An 18762-nucleotide genomic window follows, 5' to 3' on the forward strand; every position below is an offset into this window, starting at 1 on the left:
ATCTATTTCGTCGCAGGCGGCGCAAATCATCAGAAATTCGTTTCTGCCGAACTTCGCTTGCGCTAAAAAAGTATTATGAGCCAGACGCCCCCCAAATCAAATATCACCATTGGTCATTCCGCCTGTCCGCATGATTGTCCATCCACCTGTGCGCTCGATATCGAGATCCTGAATGAGCGCACCATTGGTCGCGTTCGTGGTGCGAAAGACAACAGCTACACCGCTGGCGTCATTTGCGCTAAGGTTGCACGTTATGCCGAGCGCGTTCATCATCCCGATCGTTTGAAACATCCGCTTATTCGCGCCGGACGAAAGGGTGATGGTGAATGGAAGCAAGCATCATGGGAAGCGGCGCTTGATCTGATCGCCGAGCGCTTCATCAAGGCTGAAGAACAATATGGCAGCGAAAGCGTGTGGCCCTATTATTACGCTGGTACGATGGGACTCGTGCAGCGCGACTCGATTAACCGTTTGCGTTATGCAAAGCGCTATTCCAACCAGTTCGATAGCTTCTGCACCAATATGGCTTGGACCGGCTATTTTGCGGGGACTGGCAGTCTGACCGGCCCGGACCCCCGCGAGATGGCAAAGGCTGACGTTGTCGTTATCTGGGGAACCAATGCGGCTGCGACACAGGTCAATGTAATGACCCATGCCGTGCGAGCGCGCAAAGATCGTGGTGCGAAGATCGTTGTTATCGACATCTATGCCAATGCGACGGTGCGACAGGCAGATATGGGCATTGTGCTGAAACCCGGCACAGATGGCGCTTTTGCTTGCGCTGTCATGCATGTGCTGTTTCGCGATGGACTTGCCGATTGGGATTATCTCAACCGTTATACGGACGATCCAAAAGGACTGGAAGCGCATCTTGCCTCCCGCCCACCAGAATGGGCTGCTGAGATTACCGGCTTGAGTGTCGAGGAAATCGAAGCTTTTGCGCATCTGGTTGGCAAAACCAAGCGCACCTATTTCCGGCTTGGTTATGGCTTTACACGCCAGCGCAATGGTGCTGTGAACATGCACGCTGCCGCATCAATTGCGTGTGTTACCGGCGCGTTCCAATATGAGGGTGGTGGTGCGTTTCACTCCAATGCTGGCATCTTCAAGATGGACAAGCGCGAGATCGAAGGCAGCGCAATGCAGGATAAAAGCCTGCGTTTTCTCGATCAATCGAAGATCGGGCGTATTCTGACAGGCGATAGCGAAGCGCTTTATGGTGGTCCGCCCGTCATGGCGATGCTTATCCAGAACACCAATCCGATGAACGTAACGCCGGAACAGCGCCTTGTGCGCAAAGGCTTTGCACGAGAAGACTTGTTCGTCGCCGTGCACGAGCAGTTCATGACGGATACGGCTAAAATGGCTGATGTTGTGCTACCCGCGACTACTTTCCTCGAACATGATGATATTTATCGCGGTGGCGGGCAACAGCATGTGGTTCTCGGTCCAAAGCTGATCGAACCGCTTGCCGAAGCGCGTCCGAATATCTTTGTCATCAACGAACTGGCTGATCGTCTGGGCGTCGCGCATCTACCCGGCTTTCATGTCGACGAGCTCACGCTGATCGACAATATGAATGCCAACAGCGATCTGCCGCATTTCGAAGAGCTTAAAGAAAAGCGTTTTGTTGATTTGCAGCCGCCTTTTGAAGAAGCGCATTACATCAATGGTTTCAAATGGCCTGATGGCAAGTTCCGTTTCAAACCGGATTGGACGGGCAGTCCATCACCCAATAAGCCGCCGGAAGTGATGGGGCTGCAAGGTCCACATCACAAAATGCCCGAGTTTCCAGACCACTGGAATGTGATCGAGGCTGTGGACGCAGAGCACCCATTCCGCCTTGCGACTTCTCCGGCGCATAATTTCCTGAACTCGACCTTTGCCGAAACCGCAACGTCACTTGCCAAGGAAATCAGGCCAGAGCTTCTCATTCACCCGGATGATGCGGCTCAACTTGATATTGCGGACGGTGAACGGATCGAAATTGGCAATCATCGCGGGGAAGTAGTTCTTCACGCCGTGCTGCGGGCTGGTCAAAAGCGCGGTGTCGTTGTGTCTGAGGGAATTTTCCCGAATTCGACATTTGAGCGCGGTGAGGGGATCAATACGCTGATCGGTGCTGAACCTGCCGCCCCTTATGGTGGTTTGGCGGTTCACGACACGAAAATATGGGTGAGAAAAGTCGCTTAAAGCGCATCCCGAAAAGTGAGAATCGGTTTTCCGGATGCGCGTTAAATATCTAAAACAAAGCCCGCGCCGAATTTATGTTCGACGCGGGCTTTGAATTTACAGAGCTGAATTAGCCTGCGTAGTTCAGCTTGAGCTTCGAAAGACCTACAGCCGCGTTAAGACCCTTCTGGCCCTGCAACGAGATCGGCTGAAGCGAAATTGTCTTCCACGAACCGCCAGTCAGAACGTTGGTACCTGCACCAATGCCGATAGCTGCGTTAGCTGATGCGCCGACATAACGGCCCTTCAACGCGCCTTCTGGACGAACGGTTGGAGCCCAAACAGCCCATGCAAGCTGGCCGCCATTTACAAAGCCAACATCAACGCCGAGCTTTGTGATGTTGCCGGTGTAGCGTTCTACTGGTCCTTGACCGCGAACTGGCTTGAACACGCAATCAACATCTTGCTGACTACCGATGATGACACCGATCGCAGGTGAAAGCTCGCAGGACAGTGTGCCGACTTCGGAGCGCGGCTGTGTGCGCGCCGATGAAGGCGAAGCAACATAATCAGCCGCAATGGCAGGAGCAGTCATTGCGATAGCTGAACCAACAGCCATGGCCGACAGGAAGGAAGTCGAAAAACGGAGAGACATGATGTTGTCCTCTAAAAATAAACACATATTGGAAGAGACGCTTATGCGAATCTCAAGGGCTGCCGAAGCAGCTTCCCTTACGAACCTCAATTAGGGCATTTTCGCGAGAATTAAAGTTTTGTTAACAAAAAAATTAGGGTGTAATGAAATTACCGCTTATTTATGCTGATAAGCTAAGCGCTGATAACCATTGCATCTCGTGACAAGCCAGTTTCTGCGTCGCCACTGGCAAATTTGCTGAGCGCAAGTGCGTAAAGCTTATGCTCTGCCTTCAAGACGCGTGCCGCAAGCGCGCTCTCAGTGTCGCCTTCGATAATTGGTACAGCGGCCTGCGCCAGAATAGGGCCTTCGTCCATGCCTTCCGTCACCAGATGCACGGTGCAGCCCGCAAGTTTCATGCCAGCATCAAGCGCACGCTGATGTGTGTGCAGCCCGGCAAAAAGCGGCAGCAGAGAAGGGTGGATATTGAGGATACGGCCCTCATAAGGCGTAATAAACTTAGCTGACAACAGTCGCATATAACCTGCTAGGCAGATAATATCGGGGTTGAGCAGCGCAAGCGCCTCAAGGATTGCATCTTCATGTGCATCCTTGGAGGCATAATCTTTGCGGCTGAAAACCTGCGTTGCGATGCCCGTGGCCTGCGCTTTCGCAAGGCCACCTGCATCGGGCTTATCAGAGAAAACCGAGACGATCTCAGCTGGAAAATCGGGCGCCTGAGCAGCGCGGATCAGCGCCTCCATATTGGAGCCGCCGCCCGAGATGAAAATGACGACCCGTTTGCGGCTCATAGTTTCAGTGTGCCCTGATAAACAACGCCTTCGCCTTCGCGCTTGACCATACGACCCAGCGCGACGACGTTTTCGCCTTCAGCTGCGAGTGCTGCAACGACTTCATCAACCTTGTCTGGCGAGACAACGGCGATCATGCCAATTCCGCAATTGAAAGTGCGCAGCATTTCAAGCGGCTCAACACCGCCGGTCTTGGCAAGCCAGGAGAACACGGCAGGAACGTTGATTGCATTGAGATTGATTTCAGCAGCCAAGCCTTCCGGCAGCACGCGTGGAATATTGTCTGGAAAACCGCCGCCAGTGATATGTGCAAGCGCCTTGATGCCATCTGATGTTTTGATTGCAGCAAGCAGCGGCTTCACATAAATGCGGGTCGGCGTCAGAAGCGCTTCGCCGAGTGTCTCGCCTTCTGCGAACGGCGCATCGGATTTCCAGCCAAGACCAGAAATTTCAACAATGCGACGTACAAGCGAGAAACCGTTAGAGTGAACGCCTGAAGACGAAAGACCAAGAATAACGTCGCCTTCTGCAACATCACCCTGTGGCAGCAAACGATTGCGCTCAGCGGCACCAACAGCAAAACCCGCAAGATCATAATCGCCATCACGATACATGCCCGGCATCTCAGCGGTTTCGCCACCAATCAGCGCGCAACCAGCTTGCAAACAACCTTCCGCAATTCCGGAAACGATGGCTACACCCTGATCAGGTGACAGCTTGCCGGTTGCAAAATAGTCGAGGAAGAAAAGTGGCTCTGCTCCCTGAACGACAAGATCATTCACGCACATGGCGACGAGGTCGATACCGACAGTGTCGTGCTTGTCTGCATCAATAGCAATTTTGAGCTTGGTGCCGACGCCGTCATTCGCAGCAACCAGAACAGGATCGCTAAAGCCTGCGGCTTTCAAATCAAACAGGCCACCAAAACCGCCAATTTCGCCATCAGCGCCGGGACGGCGTGTGGAGCGAACAAGCGGCTTGATCTTGTCGACCATCAGGTTGCCCGCATCAATATCGACACCGGCCTCCGCATAGGTCAGTCCATTTTTTGGGGTGGAGTTATTTTCAACGGTCATGACCTGCTCCTGAAACTGGGAGTGGATATTTAAGGGCGCAATGACATGAGATGGCTTATCCTGCAAGGCCACAGAGCCGGAAAAGCGCAAAACAGCGTAGGAATCTGCGGAAAATTACTGCCGTGAGGATTTATAGTCACCACACCCGTTTGCACTGGAACTTGTCTCTTGCATGTGCATTGCATTGTTTGTGCGTTGGACCGACTATCTTTCTCAGCCATCGTTCAAAAATAGTAATATAGCTATATGATCAAATAGTGCTACCGGCCTGTCTTTGCAGAGAATGGATTAACATGGTCAAGAAACCCGCGGCCCTAAGTGCGAAAACGAGCGATACAGCGAGCAAATCGATACAGCAGTCCCAAGCTGTAGCGCGTGATGGTGATATTCACGTCAATGTCGAAGTTGGTGGTTTCACCGGCTCTAGCGTGCGTCGTCAGGCCATGTTCTGGACTGGAACGCTGATCATCTTTCTGTTGTTTCTGGTCGTTTTTAGTTCGGTTTTGCTCCCTTTCGTGGCAGGTATGGCGCTGGCCTATTTTCTTGATCCTGTCGCAGACAGGCTTGAGAAACTAGGGCTTTCGCGATTAACCGCAACCATCCTCATTTTGTTGCTGTTCTTGATGATACTCGTCGTTGGGCTGATGATCATCATACCGATCCTTGCGACGCAGCTTGTGGATTTAATCGCCAAACTGCCGGATTACATCTCTCAGCTTCAGGCACTTATGGCGAATGAAAACTCGCAATGGCTCAAACGCTACATCGGGATTGACAGTTCCACCATCCAGGAAAACCTCAGCGCACTGCTTCAGCAAGGGGCTGGTTTTCTATCCACATTGCTTCAGTCCCTGTGGAATTCGGGGAAATCTTTGATAGATATTGCGGGACTTTTCATCGTTACGCCGGTGGTCGCGTTCTACATGCTTCTCGACTGGGATCGCATGGTTGACCGCATCGATTCATGGGTGCCGCGCAAGCAGCTTTACACCGTTCGCGGTATCGCGCGTGACATGGATGCAGCGGTTGCCGGCTTCGTTCGAGGGCAGGGTACATTGTGCCTTATTCTTGGCACTTATTATGCCATTGGCCTGACTCTAACAGGACTTAATTTTGGCCTGTTGATCGGCTTTTTTGCCGGTCTAATCAGCTTTATTCCCTATATCGGTTCCTTCGTCGGACTAGCGCTCGCAATCGGTGTTGCGCTGGTGCAGTTCTGGCCGGATTGGATCATGATTCTTGCTGTCGCAGGCGTGTTTTTCTTAGGTCAATTCGTGGAAGGAAATATCCTTCAGCCGAAGCTCGTTGGCTCCTCCGTAGGGCTGCATCCGGTCTGGTTGATGTTTGCTCTGTTCGCCTTCGGTTCTCTGTTTGGCTTCACCGGAATGCTGGTTGCTGTACCTGCTGCGGCGGCAGTCGGGGTGCTTGTGCGTTTTGCGTTGAATCGCTATCTCCATTCTCCGATGTATGATCCGGTTTATAAGCGCTCTGAACCCGATGAGGGGCTGCTGATTGAAGCTGGCGACAATGCAGGCAAAGAGAAATGAAATTAGAACGTAACCGGGTGAGATTTTCAGGAGAAAGCGATGAGTGACGCACCGCGTCAGATTCCGCTCGCTCTTGAGCATCAGCCCGGTTATCACCGTGAAGACATTATGGTCACGGGGTCAAATCGCGCGGCGGTAGACCTTATTGATCGCTGGCCGAACTGGAGGTCGCCGGTGGTTATTTTGGCTGGTCCAACGGGCGCAGGTAAAACACATCTGGCGGAAGTCTGGCGTGCGGCGACAGGCGCGCTGTTAGCTGATCCAAAATCCATCAGTGAGACAGTGGTACATGGTGCCGCTGAATATCCTGTGCTGATTGATAATATCGGTGGTGCACGTTTTGATGAAATCGGCCTGTTTCATCTTATTAATAGCGTTCGTCAGAACGCGGCTCTTGGTCCGGGACCATCGCTGCTAATGACTTCACGTCTGTTGCCAGCCAATTGGAAAGTCAAACTTCCAGATCTTGCATCGCGCCTTAAAGCTGCAACGGTTGTTGAGATTGCAGAGCCGGACGACATGTTGCTTGGCGGCGTCATTTACAAGCTTTTTGCTGATCGACAGATCAGTGTCGAGCCGCATGTGGTGAGCTATCTGGTCAGCCGCATCGAGCGTTCGTTGTTGTCTGCGATCCAGATTGTTGATCGCCTTGATCGTGCGGCGATGGAGCAAAAGACCCGTATTACCCGCACGCTTGCTGCACAGGTTTTATCAGAAACTGGTCACGATAAGGCATGAAAGTAGCTGTCACCGGAGCCAGTGGATTCATCGGTGGCGCTGTTGTTCAGCAGTTGATGGGCGAGGGGCATGAGGTTGTCGCGCTTTCGCGCCATGATTTGTCTGAGCCCAATTTCACGGATGTTGATGCCGTCATTCATTGTGCTGCTCTGGCGCATCGAACTGGTGCCGAACGCCCGCAGGCGGATGAATTTGATGCCGTCAACCACCGCCTGACCGTTGCGCTCGCAGAGAGAGCAAAGCAATGCGGTGTTCGTCGTTTTATCTTCGTATCGACAATCTACACAATCGCAGGCAATCCATCGCCGCTGATGCCGGATATGCCATTATCACCGCGCGATGATTATGGTCGTGCCAAAGCCAAGGCTGAATCTGCGCTCTTAACTCTGACGGACATAGAGGTGGTCATTGCACGGCCTGTGCTTGTGTACGGGCCAGATGCGCGTGCTAATCTCCGTGCTTTGATGAAGCTCTGCGACACAGCTTTGCCGCTGCCATTTGGAGCGGCCAATAATCGGCGTAGCTTTGTGTCGCTTGAGAATGTTGCTCGCGCACTCGCATTTCTTACCACCGCGCAATCAGAGCAGGTCTCAGGTAAAATCTTTCATTTGGCCGAGCCAGAACCGCGTTCAACGCGCGAACTGGTTTCAAAAGTCCGCGAAGCGCTGGGCCGTCCCCCAAGACTGATTTCTGTACCAGCCTTCATGATGAAAACATTGCTGACGCTGGTCGGCAGAAAAACGCTTTATGAACAATTGTTCGGCGACATGGTCGCCGATACGTCGTCATTGACTGCAATTGGGTTCAAATACTTGCCGGGTGACGCGCAAATCGCTGCCATGGCGAAGGCCGCCAGAAAAAATTAGTTCTTCTGTCCTACCGCCATTGGTGGCTGAATGCGAGCCTTCTGCGTCAAAACTTGCACAGGTGCTGTTGGTTCAGGCTTCTTCGTCACCGAACCTGTCGTCATCATTTGCGCAGTATCTGGCTTATTACGGCCACCGCGCAACTCGTCTTCATGCACCCAGCCAATCATATTGGTTGATGGAACGACGACACGATGCCACTTGCCGGTCTTACCATAGGAGCGCATTTCGCGTCCGCTTTCGACCGTACCGATCGCAGGTGATTTATCCCACGCATTCTTGTGAATGGTGAGTTTTGTGCGGGCGTAGATCACAGATGGCGAATGCGCTGGTGTATTTGTGCCGCGCGGCGGCATTGGCAATGCACGAACAGACGCCGGATGTGGCGGTGGAGGCGCTACTTTTTGCGTCGGCATGGGTGGCTTTGGAGCTTGGATCGCGGCTTGCTGAACAGGCTTAGACTGCGTGGGCGCAACAGCAACTGCAGGGCGCGGAACAGGTCCAACAGCACCAGCATAATCTTTAGCGGGATTTTTTTTATCGACAAGTTGTCTGACTTCGGTTCTGGCCGGAGCAGATGGAGCGGCTTTTGGGGCAGGTCTCTGAAAAAGCGCAGTGAAAGCAGCTTGCGAACTCTTGTGCTGTGCCGTGGCCCACAGGCTGAATGCACCCAGCGCAAGAATGGCGCCAAGTGCCAGAATTGGCGCGGATGAACCTGAATTACCCTTGCCTCTGGTTGAACGCCCGGTAGAGCGTTTTGCAGGGCGGGAACTCCGTTTCCGTGTTGCCATATGTCTTGTCCCCTGTACGAATCGCTACAGGAAGACACTAATATGCCTTCCTTGGCATTTGGTTACCGGGGTCTAATATCAAACAGAACGCGTTAGGCCACCATCCACGCGCAGGTTCTGGCCAGTGATATAAGCAGCACCTTCTGACGCAAGAAACGCGACAGTTGCGGCGATTTCTTCGCTTTTGCCATAGCGCTGTAAAGGCACGCTGTCGCGGCGTTCTTCAGTTGCGGGCAGGCTGTCGATCCAGCCTGGAAGCACGTTGTTCATCCGGATGTTGTCCGCAGCATAGGTATCCGCAAATACCTTGGTGAACGAAGCAAGGCCAGCACGGAACACGGCTGATGTCGGGAACATCGAGCTTGGCTCAAATGCCCATGCCGACGAGATGTTGATGATTGTACCGGATTTCTGCTTTTGCATGTATGGCACTACGAGACGGCTCGGACGAACGACATTCAGGAAATAGGTGTCGAGACCTTTGTGCCAGTCTTCATCGGTAATATCGAGAATCGGTGCGCGGGGTCCGTGGCCTGCGCTGTTAACGAGCGTATCAATACGCCCCCATTTTTCGACTGTCAGATCGACGAGCTTTTTGAGATCATCAACCGACTGATTAGAGCCGGTTACACCAATGCCACCAAGCTCTTTTGCCAAGGCTTCACCTTTACCTGATGACGAAAGGATGGCGACTGCAAAGCCGTCTGCCGCCAGACGCCGGGCTGAGGCTGCACCCATGCCGCTGCCGCCTGCTGTGATGATTGCTACTTTTTTCTCTGACATTTCCTGATCCTAAGGTGTTGAAATTGTTTCAATATGGAGAAAGTAGCGGACGCGATTAAAATCCCAAATGAATTTTCTTGAATTTAAGATTTCATGGCGCTGTTCGGCTAATAAAAAACGCCGCAATCGCGGCGTTTTTGAATGAAAGTATTAAAGCAGTCTATTCCTGTACGGATGGCTTTTCCGTCGAAAAACTTACGCCCGAAACAGAAGCGACGCGTTTCTCACTCGCTTCTTTTTGCTGCAACGCATTGCGGATTGCAGCCCATTCATTTTCGTGACGGCGATAAAGTGCATCTGAAGTCTGGATGTCCATTCGATCCTCCATTGGCTTGGCAGGCAAATAACATGGAGTGCAAAGAATCGTTGCATCACAAACCGTAAGCATTTGAAATCTTAATCGGTTTATATGTTTACAACCGATTTAGACTCACAACTTTTCGCCAAGTTGCCCCATCTTTCTCATTCTAAAGGATTAGTTTTCCTGAATGGAAACGCCGCCTTCACCGATTTTCATTTCAATGCCGGACGGCTTGGTTTCCTCCTGATAGGTGTAAACGGCAAAACCCGCTACGACGACGATAAGAGCACCAATAATAAGATAAAGACCGTTGCGATTCACTCTGGAACTCCTGAAATTCTAACGATGCCTTTAAAACGCTTGAGCGAATTGTTGGTTCCTGACGCATGCTGAAATGTTAACAAAGGCCCGTAACAAGCTGTGTGTGAATAAAGATCTGTGTTTTTCCTTTTAGCACTTGCTTTATGTGCGCCGATTATCTAGGGAAGAGCCGCTTACAAAGCATCGGAGTGTAGCGCAGTCTGGTAGCGCATCTGGTTTGGGACCAGAGGGTCGGGAGTTCGAATCTCTCCACTCCGACCATTTTTCAAGAGAATTTATCAAGTAACAATGTCGCATCTCAATGATGTGACGTGCGCCTTTATCGCGTTGACATGGTATGACGTGTGAACTATTCCGTTGTTAAAATTGCTGCCCGTCATCGGGCTTAAGAATATAGATCAAGGTTCTTCAAATGGTTGCGCGTATTTACCGTCCAGCTAAGACAGCGATGCAGTCTGGTAAAGCCAAAACGGATAACTGGCTTCTGGAATATGAACCAGAAAGCGCTCGCAAGGTTGAGCCGCTTATGGGCTACACGTCTTCGGGTGACATGAAGAGCCAGATTCGCCTGTCCTTCGATAGCCGCGAAGATGCGATTGAATATGCTACCCGCAATGGTATCGCTTATCGTGTGATTGAACCGCATGAAGTGAAGCGTCGCAAAGTATCCTATTCGGATAATTTTAGTTTCTATCGTTCACAGCCTTGGACGCATTAACAGCTTTTACCGGCCTTATGCTTTGTGCTATGGCCGGTTTCTGATGGTGAGGTCCCGTAGCTCAGCTGGATAGAGCACCGGCCTTCTAAGCCGTAGGTCACTGGTTCGAATCCAGTCGGGATCGCCATCAAAACAATGACTTAGCGTCATTAATATTCAAAAGTTCCAACTCGTAATTTTTAGAGTTCCAACTTTCAGTCATCATTTGTTCTGATAGCGCATGCGTTGGCGTCCGACGCGACGCGCTGCGTCGGCTTGTCTGACTGCCGTTAAATCGACCGGCTGATAGGTCTTATGGATAGCGTTTGCGCTCGAAATCGAGTTGACCATCTTCGCAGCTGTCTCGGCTGGTGTAGCCCCGCCTGCCTGTGCTTCAATTGCTCCTGAGCGCCTAATGTCGGCGAGTGTTCGCTTATCTCCGGGGAAGCATTTCTCACGGATGACGACAAAATCGTCTGGCAGCGTGAAGCGTGAGTAAACCGTGCCGCTACGGTTGCGTAGGAACCAGCTTCTCACCCCGGCATTGACTAGATGCGGCGGATCAAAGACGGCAAGGTTGAATGTCTCATCGTAAAAAGGCAGACTGCGGAAGTCGATAATGCGGTCTGGCGAAATTATTAACTCGCGGCCGTCGCATAGAACGTGGCTTTCTTCCCGAATATCACCGAACACAGCCCGGCTATCTTTCTTGTCAAACCAGAACATGCGAGAGCCGCAACATATATCAAGAATGGGCTTCATGCGTATGCCCTCACGCTGGATATTTTTATGAACTCGCGGAAAGAGATGTCACTACAGTCGGAAACGTCTAAAAAGACGACATACCGTGCCGCAGCACGGGATCTAGCAGTAATGATCTTTGATCATTCCCAGTACGAGACGACGAATATTTTATTGTTCGGCAACTGCTTGAGATGATCTGCTAACGCATGGCGCCCCAGTTCGGTAAGAGCGAAAAACGCCATGTCGCCGGGCTGTCCGCTTTTGCTCCAATGCAACGACTTTGAAAACTCTTTCGCGCGGTTGCTCTCGGCGTCGATTGCAAAATAGTTACGGTGTGTTTCCTTGAGAGGGAAAGTCGGACGCCCTAAAGCGTGGTCGATCAGATCCAAGGCTTTATCTTTTAAGTAGCGGTTGACCTTAGGGTTTTGCTTGATCGTCATGCCGCCACCTCGATCTTATCTATATTGCAATTGATGACGTTGAGAGTGTAGGCGGCAACCCCTTCAATGCCTGTTCACGTGATAGCAGTAGGATTTTATTGATGTTCAAGATAACTTTTTCCCCTCAAGTATCGGAAGAACATCTGCTTCTGTCAAAAGCGGGTGATGTTTTAATAATCAATGGCGACGCTCTGGACTTCTCAGAGCTGCCGGAAGGTGGGGAATATCCCGCAGAAGCGATTGAAAATGATTTCATCATCGGTGGCGTGACACGCAATGGCGGTGAAATCAAAGTCACCGTCTTACTTCCGTATCAAAATCCTGATGCACCGACTTCTCTAACATATCCCGTTCCAATTTCTGTTTTACAGTAACCGCTGTTTCGGCCCCATATTTTCTCGTGCTGTTTGATCTGCGAAGGGCTTTTCATGGATGGATGAAGGAGTTTCCCATGGGGCCTACGGTGGAGTTTCTCACTTCTGAGAAGAGTATTAGCGGGGGCAGCAATAAATGGACGCCGGAATTCAAGGCCAGACTGGTATCAGAAACACTTCGGCCTGATGTAAGAGTTGTTGACGTTGCGCAGCGTTATGGTGTTCGGGCAAACCGTTTATCTATGTGGCGGACGTTGGCCAAACGCGGTCAACTGGTTTTGCCCGCACCTGAAGACGCAATAGAATTCGCAGGGTTGGTGATCAGCGAGCCCTTGGCGGAACAATCGGGCTCTGACACCAGCTGCGTGGAGATATGCATTGGTCCAGTGACAGTACGTCTTGAATCGGGTGCGCCGATTTCGCGTATTGTTGCAGTGGCGCGTGGACTGGCGGTCTCAGCATGATCTTTCCTTCCAATCGGGTGCGGATCATGGTGGCGACAAAGCCTGTCGATTTCCGTAAGAGTCATGGCGGGTTGGCGTCATTGGTGAAGAATGAATTACGCAAGGCCCCGTTCACGGGAACTGTATTCGTGTTCCGCTCGTGCAAGGCGGACCGGCTTAAGCTGTTCTACTGGGATGGCACAGGTATGGTGCTGGCTTATAAGCGCTTGGAAGCCCATACATTCAGCTGGCCGGATGTCCGGGATGGGCTGATGTCATTGAACCATGCACAGTTTGAGGCCCTGTTTGCAGGGCTTGACTGGCGACGTGTCCGTGCAGTGGAAGCCCGAGTTCCAATGACTATTTAAACGACCAGCAATTGCTGCGGCACGATGACTCTGACACCATAATAATCAATCATATCAAGGCCGGATTTGGTAAGTTCGGCCCATGCTGGATGCCGCTGATCTTCCCAACGATATTGCTGAACTCAAAGCACTGCTGATTGCAGCAACAGCGCTCGGTCTTCGTAAAGATGATCGGATTGCGCGGCTGGAGAAGCTGGTTGCAGCCTTCAAACAGGCCGCTTTTGGACGCAAGTCAGAGAAGATTAATCCTGAGCAGTTTGATCTGGCCCTGGAAGATCTGGAAACAGCTATTGCGGCGATCCATGCGGAAGATGAAGCAGATACAGCTTCCACCAAGCCCGCCTCAAAGCCACGTGCCATCAATCGGGGTTCTCTTCCAAAGCACTTGCCACGTATCGACGAAGTGATAGAGCCGGAAAGTCTGATTTGCGCCTGCGGTGGTTGCATGCATTGCATTGGCGAAGATGTTTCTGAGCGACTGGATGTGATCCCTGCGCAGTTTCGTGTCATTGTCACGCATCGTCCCAAATACGCATGCCGCGCTTGCACTGATGGTGTTGTGCAAGCACCCGCTCCAGCGCGACTGATCCCGTCAGGCTTGCCGACAGAAGCAACAGTCGCGCATGTGCTGGTGTCCAAATATGCCGACCATCTTCCGCTTTATCGCCAGGCCCAGATTATGGGCCGTCAGGGCATCGACATAGATCGCTCGACACTGGCTGACTGGGTGGGACGGGCAGCCTTTGAGCTGCGCCCTGTCTTTGATGCGTTGATTGTTGATCTGAAGCGATCAAGCAAACTCTTCATGGATGAGACGCGTGCACCGGTTCTTGATCCCGGATCAGGCAAGACCAAAACAGGATATTTTTGGGCTTTGGTGCGGGATGACCGAGCATGGGGCGGCAATGCTCCGCCCGGTGTTGCCTTCACTTATGCGCCGGGACGATCTGGCCAATATGCCGAACAGATATTGAAGGGCTTCAACGGTATTCTGCAAGTGGATGGCTATGCAGGATACAATCGACTGGTCGCGCCAGATCGTGTTGGTCCGAATATACAATTGGCTTATTGCTGGGCTCACGCGCGTCGCAAGCTTATCGAGATCACGCGCACAGGCTCGTCCCCGATTGCTGAAGCGGGTGTAAAACGGATCGGCGAACTCTATAAGATAGAAGTAGAACTGCGCGGTCTCACCCCAGAAGCGCGGCTCGCAGTTCGTCAGGCACAATCAAAGCCAATCATAATCGATATGCAAACATGGCTTGCGCATCACCGCGCACGCGTGTCGGGAAAAGCCCCATTGGGCGAGGCATTGAAATACATCGCCAAATACTGGGACGGCTTGTGTCTGTTCTTGTCTGATGGTCGCGTGGAACTGGATAACAACAGTGTCGAAAGAACAATCCGGCCAATTGCATTGAGTAGAAAAAATGCATTATTCGCAGGTCATGAAGCAGGTGCTCATAACTGGGCTACAATCGCCTCACTGATTGAGACATGCAAACTCAATTCAGTCGATCCGCAGAAATGGCTGACCAGCACGCTCACCGCAATCGTCAATGGCCATAAGCAGAATCGGATCGATGAGCTTTTATCGTGGAATTATCCTCAAGGACTATCATCGAAAGAAGGCGCAACGCGAGAAATGTGATCTCGTATTGCCAAAGCGCTTTGTACTGGCGAACTATTCGTGACATCCAAAGTCAAAGCATTCGCATAAGGAATTTTTAGAACGGTCGATGTTTTGCTTCGATATCTCGATGCCTCGGGATCGGTCGATTTTAGGTGTGGTTGCCGCGCGGGGAGAAAAACTCGGCGGACCAATTCTTCCTCGTTGCAAAGCAATCTAACAGGAACAAAAGTTGCTTCACATCGGCTCGCGGCTTCGACAAACTGTGAATACGTTCTAATACTTCGCTCGTCGCCCTCAGATCCTGCATGAGTGAAAATAAACTTATCAAATCTCGAGCTGTAACTACATATTGCGCTAAGTACCGACTGGCGGACTTGACCTGTATATTGCCATATATCATTGGGCAGCGACGATAATCCTTCATCGTCAAAAAGCCGTAAAATCGGATTGTTGAACCAATGATTGTCAACGATCTTGGCACCGATCAAGGCATCAAGCTCTTTTGCGATGGTCAACTTTCCCACACCGGGGAAACCGATAAGCAACACAAACAACCCCATCACCCTAGAGCCTCACTGAAACGAACGACTTGCCGAAAAGCCCTTAAAGTATGCGAAATATTGAAGGTGGAGGCTAGAGCGGATCAGCATTTTACTTACGACTGGTAATGTGTGACGCAGACAACGCTTACGTTTTACAGGATGGTGTCATCCCATTGCCTGCAGGTCGATTTGTGGACATGGAAAATGCCGGTAAATAAAGCACTTCTGGTTACGTCAGATATGAAGAAGGCAGCGGCGCTGGCGTCTGCTGTGAATATTTACCGCCTCGAAATCCAGTCGATGATCGATAAGAAAGCGCAAGCGCGCCAATACGACAGCGGCGCAACCTTGGCGAGCTACGTCAACTCAACAATTCCAGAATGGGCAACGGAAGCGCAAGCATTCGTCGCCTGGCGTGATGCTGTATGGCTTTATGCTCTTGCTGAGCTGGATAAGGTTCAAAAGAGAGAGCGTGATCAGCCAAGTGTTTCCGACTTCTTGGCTGAAAGAAGTGGCTCGGGAAATCTGCACAGCTAGGATAAGTGGAAATTCTGCCTGACTTCGGCTTAGATGCCGGGAACAGGAGATACCATGACGAGACGACCACGCCGAAACCATAGCCCAGCTTTTAAGGCAAAAGTTGCGCTGGCTGCGATTAGAGGCGAGCAGACGCTAGTGGAATTATCCCAGCATTTTGACGTGCACGCGAACCAGATAAAGCAATGGCAAGATCAGCTTCTTGAGGGGGCCATTGGTGTTTTCGGCGACGAGACCAAGGCGGAATCAGCAGAGCCAACCGTCGACGTTAAAACGCTGCATGCCAAGATCGGTGAGCTAACTCTGGAGAACGATTTTTTAGCCGGAGCGCTCAGCAAGGCGGGATTGCTGGGCGGAAGGAAATGATCGACCGCGCTCACAAGCTTTCGGTCGCACGACAGGCAAAGCTCCTCGGGTTCAGCCGTAGCAGTGTCTACTATTCACCGCGCCCTGTATCGGATGGCGATCTGGCACTGATGCGCCGGATCGATGAATTGCATCTGGAATACCCATTCGCGGGAAGTCGGATGTTGCAGGGGCTTTTGAAAGGAGAAGGGCTTGAAGTTGGGCGGCTGCATGTCGCTACGCTGATGAAGAAGATGAGCATCGAGGCGATTTACCGTCGCCCAAACACCTCGAAGCCAGCGCCAGGGCATAAAATCTATCCCTATCTCCTGCGCAAGCTGGCGGTCACCAGACCCAATCAGGTGTGGGCAATGGACATAACGTATATTCCGATGGCACGTGGCTCTGTCTATCTGTGCGCTGTCGTCGACTGGTTCAGCCGCCGGGTTCTATCATGGCGACTGTCGATCACAATGGAGGCGGACTTCTGCATCGAAGCGGTTGAGGAAGCTCTGGTCAGCTATGGAAAGCCTGAAATATTCAACACGGATCAAGGATCACAGTTCACGTCCATCGACTTCACTAACTTGCTGAAAAAGGCAGAGATCGCCATCTCGATGGATGGCAAGGGTTCGTGGCGAGACAATGTCTTTGTCGAGCGGCTCTGGCGATCAATCAAATACGAAGAGGTTTATCTTCACGCCTACAAAACCGTGTCCGAGGCCCGAACTGGCATCGGCAGATATCTAAATTTCTACAACAGCCGACGGCCACATTCATCGCTTGACCGACAGACACCGGATCAGGTGTACTTCAACGCGCTGACACCAATGATCGTGGCAGCATAATCGAGGCGGTAATCCACTTAGCAAAACGCCCGAAACTGTTCAGACAAACCGAACCACTTCTGAACTCCCGGTGTTCGAGTGGCTCGCATCCTAAACACACCGCGGCACAACCACCTACTGTCATTGAGGCAGTTTGCGCCCAAGGCTTCCCCCAGGGTCGGTCACTAAGGCCGCAAACGTGATAATGAAGTAATCTCGCCAGAGGGCTGTGGACGGTTTCAGTCTATGCAAAGATGCTTCGTGATACGACACTACGGGAATTTTAATGCGCCATTTGAGTATATCGAGCAAAAACGACGACTGCACCTAATATTGCACTGATGGTCAACGCCATAGGGGATAAAGCAATAATCCAACTCAAGAACCGATGACGACGTGGTCGAAGATCTATCGATAGCCGCTCCGCTTGACTGAAGTTCAATAGCGCTGAAATGTAGTATCCAATGATAGCAACTGGAATAGCATTTTGCAGGATAAACGATCTTATCATTGATCAGCTCTGTTTTGATATTCATTCTTAAAGCAGTTAAATAGCAGCTCAGTAATGGGTTTTGCAACTCAAGACGATGCCACCGCCCTTGAGGCGGTTTTTTATTGCCGAAAGGGAATTAAAGGCTTCCTCGGGTGATTGATCCAATTATCACCAACCCCACGATCACGAGTAAGCTCACACCCAACGCGATAGCTTCTAAGAGCCTGAATCATAATGAATGTAACGATATCAGGCTCTTGCGATGCGCCGGGTGAGCAGGCGGATGTTTGCGATGTAGACCCGGGCTTCAGCAGACGCGACGGTTTTTTCGAAATCTTTGGCCAATCTACGGCAACGTCCCAGCCATGCAAACGTCCGCTCGACCACCCATCGGCGTGGTAAGAGTTTGAAGCCCTCAGCGTGATCGGATCGTTTGACGATTTCCAGCGTAAATTTTCCGACCTTTTCCAACCTGTCTTTGAGCTTGGGTCCCGCGTATCCACCATCAGCAAAGATATGCCGTAACCACGGCCAGCGTTTGAGGATGGTTTTCAAGACATCAGGTGCACTATCTCTGTCTTGAATGCCCGCAGAATGGATCACCAGACCAACCATCAAGCCGAGGGTATCAACCACAATATGACGCTTGCGACCGTTGATCTTTTTTCCCGCGTCAAAGCCCCGTATTCCGCCACTTTCCGTGGTTTTTACTGACTGGCTATCGATCACGCCAGCGGTAGGGCTGGGCTGCTTTCCGGTCAACTCGCGTGCTGTCATCACGAGCGCGTTGTTGATCGTGCGCAGCATCCCTTCATCTCGCCATCGATGGAAATACTTTTGCACCGTGGAAAATGGTGGGAAGTCCGTGGGCAAAAGCCGCCATGCGCCACCTGATGAAGCAATATAAAGCAACGCATTTACCACCTCTCGCAAATCCGTCTTGCGAGGGCGTCCGAGACGGCTCGGTGCAGGCATCATCCGTTCGATGACAGTCCATTCCGCATCCGTTAAATCGCTTGCATAACGTGCGTTGCGTCGTCCATATTGTTGCCGAGCGGTTGCAGTCCAGGCCATCATGATCTCCATCGAATGTAAGCTATCCGATTGAATCATAACCTACTGAAATCGCTCAATCCTTTTTGGAACAGGCTCTAAGTCTTCCAAGTAAGGATGATACATTTGTTCCCCGCATCCCCCTAAAAAACTCTCCCGACGCTATAGACGCCCGCCCAGTGAGCGTCGGGTGCATCGCTGCTAAGGGGAGGAAACACCTCAGCA

Annotated in this window: 22 protein-coding genes and 2 tRNA genes; 13 read left to right on the forward strand and 11 right to left on the reverse strand. The window is 51.6% G+C overall.

Annotated elements, in window-relative coordinates; translation table 11 throughout:
• Positions 1-75 precede the first annotated feature (75 nt).
• A complete protein-coding gene (locus U2P60_RS13145) occupies positions 76-2193 on the forward strand; it encodes a molybdopterin oxidoreductase family protein (protein ID WP_413572958.1) in 2118 nt (705 codons plus the stop codon).
• Between the two features lie 109 nt (positions 2194-2302).
• Here U2P60_RS13145 and U2P60_RS13150 read toward each other — a convergent pair whose 3' ends face one another.
• The 3 genes from U2P60_RS13150 to purM all read right to left on the reverse strand — a co-directional run bounded on the left by U2P60_RS13150 (position 2303) and on the right by purM (position 4694).
• A complete protein-coding gene (locus U2P60_RS13150; protein WP_313828284.1) occupies positions 2303-2827 on the reverse strand; it encodes a DUF992 domain-containing protein in 525 nt (174 codons plus the stop codon).
• Between the two features lie 173 nt (positions 2828-3000).
• A complete protein-coding gene (gene purN, locus U2P60_RS13155) occupies positions 3001-3618 on the reverse strand; it encodes a phosphoribosylglycinamide formyltransferase (RefSeq protein ID WP_413572959.1) in 618 nt (205 codons plus the stop codon).
• Positions 3615-4694 carry a phosphoribosylformylglycinamidine cyclo-ligase gene (gene purM, locus U2P60_RS13160; protein ID WP_413572960.1) on the reverse strand — a complete coding sequence of 360 codons (1080 nt, stop codon included), beginning with the start codon at positions 4692-4694 and terminating at the stop codon, positions 3615-3617. Before purM ends, purN begins: the two co-directional genes overlap by 4 nt.
• Positions 4695-4987: 293 nt before the next feature.
• Here purM and U2P60_RS13165 point away from each other — a divergent pair, with 293 nt between their 5' ends.
• From U2P60_RS13165 to U2P60_RS13175, 3 genes are read left to right on the forward strand one after another with little or no spacing between them, the layout of a single operon-like run.
• A complete protein-coding gene (locus tag U2P60_RS13165; protein WP_413572961.1) occupies positions 4988-6241 on the forward strand; it encodes an AI-2E family transporter in 1254 nt (417 codons plus the stop codon).
• A 39-nt stretch (positions 6242-6280) separates the two neighbouring features.
• Positions 6281-6979 (forward strand): DnaA regulatory inactivator HdaA, encoded by a 699-nt coding sequence (gene hdaA / locus U2P60_RS13170; protein ID WP_413572962.1) that lies wholly within the window; start codon positions 6281-6283, stop codon positions 6977-6979.
• Complete coding sequence (locus U2P60_RS13175) at positions 6976-7845, forward strand: NAD-dependent epimerase/dehydratase family protein (RefSeq protein WP_413572963.1); 870 nt, start codon at positions 6976-6978, stop codon at positions 7843-7845. The genes hdaA and U2P60_RS13175 overlap by 4 nt, the downstream gene beginning before the upstream one ends.
• Here the strand turns inward: U2P60_RS13175 and U2P60_RS13180 are convergent.
• The 4 genes from U2P60_RS13180 to U2P60_RS13195 all read right to left on the reverse strand — a co-directional run bounded on the left by U2P60_RS13180 (position 7842) and on the right by U2P60_RS13195 (position 10041).
• Positions 7842-8636: a hypothetical protein gene (locus U2P60_RS13180; RefSeq protein WP_413572964.1), complete on the reverse strand. Its 795-nt coding sequence runs from the start codon at positions 8634-8636 to the stop codon at positions 7842-7844. The two genes, U2P60_RS13175 and U2P60_RS13180, sit on opposite strands and share 4 nt — an antisense overlap.
• Positions 8637-8714: 78 nt before the next feature.
• On the reverse strand, positions 8715-9419 hold the full coding sequence (locus tag U2P60_RS13185) for an SDR family oxidoreductase (RefSeq protein WP_339508290.1): 705 nt from the start codon (positions 9417-9419) through the stop codon (positions 8715-8717).
• A 160-nt stretch (positions 9420-9579) separates the two neighbouring features.
• Complete coding sequence (locus U2P60_RS13190; RefSeq protein WP_413572965.1) at positions 9580-9735, reverse strand: hypothetical protein; 156 nt, start codon at positions 9733-9735, stop codon at positions 9580-9582.
• A gap of 159 nt (positions 9736-9894) precedes the next feature.
• Complete coding sequence (locus tag U2P60_RS13195) at positions 9895-10041, reverse strand: hypothetical protein (RefSeq protein ID WP_250039559.1); 147 nt, start codon at positions 10039-10041, stop codon at positions 9895-9897.
• Positions 10042-10225: 184 nt separating this feature from the next.
• On the opposite strand from U2P60_RS13195, the gene U2P60_RS13200 reads away from it, so the two are divergent.
• The 3 genes from U2P60_RS13200 to U2P60_RS13210 all read left to right on the forward strand — a co-directional run bounded on the left by U2P60_RS13200 (position 10226) and on the right by U2P60_RS13210 (position 10886).
• A tRNA-Pro gene (locus U2P60_RS13200) sits at positions 10226-10302 on the forward strand.
• A 151-nt stretch (positions 10303-10453) separates the two neighbouring features.
• Complete coding sequence (locus U2P60_RS13205) at positions 10454-10759, forward strand: ETC complex I subunit (protein WP_313828293.1); 306 nt, start codon at positions 10454-10456, stop codon at positions 10757-10759.
• A 50-nt stretch (positions 10760-10809) separates the two neighbouring features.
• A tRNA-Arg gene (locus tag U2P60_RS13210) sits at positions 10810-10886 on the forward strand.
• A gap of 74 nt (positions 10887-10960) precedes the next feature.
• On the opposite strand, the gene U2P60_RS13215 is transcribed toward U2P60_RS13210, so the two are convergent.
• Positions 10961-11500, reverse strand: coding sequence for a hypothetical protein (locus U2P60_RS13215; RefSeq protein ID WP_413572966.1), 540 nt, complete (start codon positions 11498-11500; stop codon positions 10961-10963).
• 122 nt (positions 11501-11622) lie between these two features.
• Positions 11623-11922: a hypothetical protein gene (locus U2P60_RS13220; protein ID WP_413572967.1), complete on the reverse strand. Its 300-nt coding sequence runs from the start codon at positions 11920-11922 to the stop codon at positions 11623-11625.
• Positions 11923-12023: 101 nt separating this feature from the next.
• On the opposite strand from U2P60_RS13220, the gene U2P60_RS13225 reads away from it, so the two are divergent.
• From U2P60_RS13225 to tnpC, 4 genes are all read left to right on the forward strand, one after another.
• Positions 12024-12296: a hypothetical protein gene (locus U2P60_RS13225; protein WP_413572968.1), complete on the forward strand. Its 273-nt coding sequence runs from the start codon at positions 12024-12026 to the stop codon at positions 12294-12296.
• 77 nt (positions 12297-12373) lie between these two features.
• Entirely contained in the window at positions 12374-12760 is a 387-nt protein-coding gene (locus U2P60_RS13230) for a transposase (protein WP_413572969.1), read from the forward strand.
• Positions 12757-13107: an IS66 family insertion sequence element accessory protein TnpB gene (gene tnpB, locus U2P60_RS13235; RefSeq protein ID WP_413572970.1), complete on the forward strand. Its 351-nt coding sequence runs from the start codon at positions 12757-12759 to the stop codon at positions 13105-13107. Before U2P60_RS13230 ends, tnpB begins: the two co-directional genes overlap by 4 nt.
• Positions 13108-13189: 82 nt before the next feature.
• Positions 13190-14758: an IS66 family transposase gene (tnpC, locus tag U2P60_RS13240; protein ID WP_413572971.1), complete on the forward strand. Its 1569-nt coding sequence runs from the start codon at positions 13190-13192 to the stop codon at positions 14756-14758.
• On the opposite strand, the gene U2P60_RS13245 is transcribed toward tnpC, so the two are convergent.
• Positions 14716-15300, reverse strand: a complete 585-nt coding sequence (locus U2P60_RS13245; protein ID WP_413572972.1) for a chloramphenicol phosphotransferase — start codon at positions 15298-15300, stop codon at positions 14716-14718. The two genes, tnpC and U2P60_RS13245, sit on opposite strands and share 43 nt — an antisense overlap.
• A 186-nt stretch (positions 15301-15486) precedes the next feature.
• Here U2P60_RS13245 and U2P60_RS13250 point away from each other — a divergent pair, with 186 nt between their 5' ends.
• Both U2P60_RS13250 and U2P60_RS13255 read left to right on the forward strand, forming a co-directional pair.
• Positions 15487-15819: a hypothetical protein gene (locus U2P60_RS13250; RefSeq protein ID WP_413572973.1), complete on the forward strand. Its 333-nt coding sequence runs from the start codon at positions 15487-15489 to the stop codon at positions 15817-15819.
• Positions 15820-15873: 54 nt separating this feature from the next.
• A protein-coding gene (locus tag U2P60_RS13255) for an IS3 family transposase (RefSeq protein WP_413571901.1) occupies positions 15874-17012 on the forward strand; the annotation gives its coding sequence in 2 pieces (ribosomal slippage) (positions 15874-16141 and positions 16141-17012; 1140 coding nt in all).
• Positions 17013-17733: 721 nt separating this feature from the next.
• Here U2P60_RS13255 and U2P60_RS13260 read toward each other — a convergent pair.
• Positions 17734-18558 carry an IS5 family transposase gene (locus U2P60_RS13260; protein ID WP_413571977.1) on the reverse strand — a complete coding sequence of 275 codons (825 nt, stop codon included), beginning with the start codon at positions 18556-18558 and terminating at the stop codon, positions 17734-17736.
• Positions 18559-18762 lie beyond the last annotated feature (204 nt).

This window comes from Brucella sp. H1_1004, from assembly GCF_047308065.1.
GTDB lineage: Bacteria > Pseudomonadota > Alphaproteobacteria > Rhizobiales > Rhizobiaceae > Brucella > Brucella pseudogrignonensis_B.

What these genes read in the sequence shown, in the direction of transcription:
- U2P60_RS13145 (WP_413572958.1), top strand. Translation starts at nt 76, where the DNA reads ATGAGCCAGACGCCCCCCAAATCAAATATCACCATTGGTCATTCCGCC.
- U2P60_RS13150 (WP_313828284.1), bottom strand. Translation starts at nt 2,827, where the DNA reads ATGTCTCTCCGTTTTTCGACTTCCTTCCTGTCGGCCATGGCTGTTGGT.
- purN (WP_413572959.1), bottom strand. Translation starts at nt 3,618, where the DNA reads ATGAGCCGCAAACGGGTCGTCATTTTCATCTCGGGCGGCGGCTCCAAT.
- purM (WP_413572960.1), bottom strand. Translation starts at nt 4,694, where the DNA reads ATGACCGTTGAAAATAACTCCACCCCAAAAAATGGACTGACCTATGCG.
- U2P60_RS13165 (WP_413572961.1), top strand. Translation starts at nt 4,988, where the DNA reads ATGGTCAAGAAACCCGCGGCCCTAAGTGCGAAAACGAGCGATACAGCG.
- hdaA (WP_413572962.1), top strand. Translation starts at nt 6,281, where the DNA reads ATGAGTGACGCACCGCGTCAGATTCCGCTCGCTCTTGAGCATCAGCCC.
- U2P60_RS13175 (WP_413572963.1), top strand. Translation starts at nt 6,976, where the DNA reads ATGAAAGTAGCTGTCACCGGAGCCAGTGGATTCATCGGTGGCGCTGTT.
- U2P60_RS13180 (WP_413572964.1), bottom strand. Translation starts at nt 8,636, where the DNA reads ATGGCAACACGGAAACGGAGTTCCCGCCCTGCAAAACGCTCTACCGGG.
- U2P60_RS13185 (WP_339508290.1), bottom strand. Translation starts at nt 9,419, where the DNA reads ATGTCAGAGAAAAAAGTAGCAATCATCACAGCAGGCGGCAGCGGCATG.
- U2P60_RS13190 (WP_413572965.1), bottom strand. Translation starts at nt 9,735, where the DNA reads ATGGACATCCAGACTTCAGATGCACTTTATCGCCGTCACGAAAATGAA.
- U2P60_RS13205 (WP_313828293.1), top strand. Translation starts at nt 10,454, where the DNA reads ATGGTTGCGCGTATTTACCGTCCAGCTAAGACAGCGATGCAGTCTGGT.
- U2P60_RS13215 (WP_413572966.1), bottom strand. Translation starts at nt 11,500, where the DNA reads ATGAAGCCCATTCTTGATATATGTTGCGGCTCTCGCATGTTCTGGTTT.
- U2P60_RS13220 (WP_413572967.1), bottom strand. Translation starts at nt 11,922, where the DNA reads ATGACGATCAAGCAAAACCCTAAGGTCAACCGCTACTTAAAAGATAAA.
- U2P60_RS13225 (WP_413572968.1), top strand. Translation starts at nt 12,024, where the DNA reads ATGTTCAAGATAACTTTTTCCCCTCAAGTATCGGAAGAACATCTGCTT.
- U2P60_RS13230 (WP_413572969.1), top strand. Translation starts at nt 12,374, where the DNA reads ATGGGGCCTACGGTGGAGTTTCTCACTTCTGAGAAGAGTATTAGCGGG.
- tnpB (WP_413572970.1), top strand. Translation starts at nt 12,757, where the DNA reads ATGATCTTTCCTTCCAATCGGGTGCGGATCATGGTGGCGACAAAGCCT.
- tnpC (WP_413572971.1), top strand. Translation starts at nt 13,190, where the DNA reads ATGCTGGATGCCGCTGATCTTCCCAACGATATTGCTGAACTCAAAGCA.
- U2P60_RS13245 (WP_413572972.1), bottom strand. Translation starts at nt 15,300, where the DNA reads ATGGGGTTGTTTGTGTTGCTTATCGGTTTCCCCGGTGTGGGAAAGTTG.
- U2P60_RS13250 (WP_413572973.1), top strand. Translation starts at nt 15,487, where the DNA reads ATGCCGGTAAATAAAGCACTTCTGGTTACGTCAGATATGAAGAAGGCA.
- U2P60_RS13260 (WP_413571977.1), bottom strand. Translation starts at nt 18,558, where the DNA reads ATGGCCTGGACTGCAACCGCTCGGCAACAATATGGACGACGCAACGCA.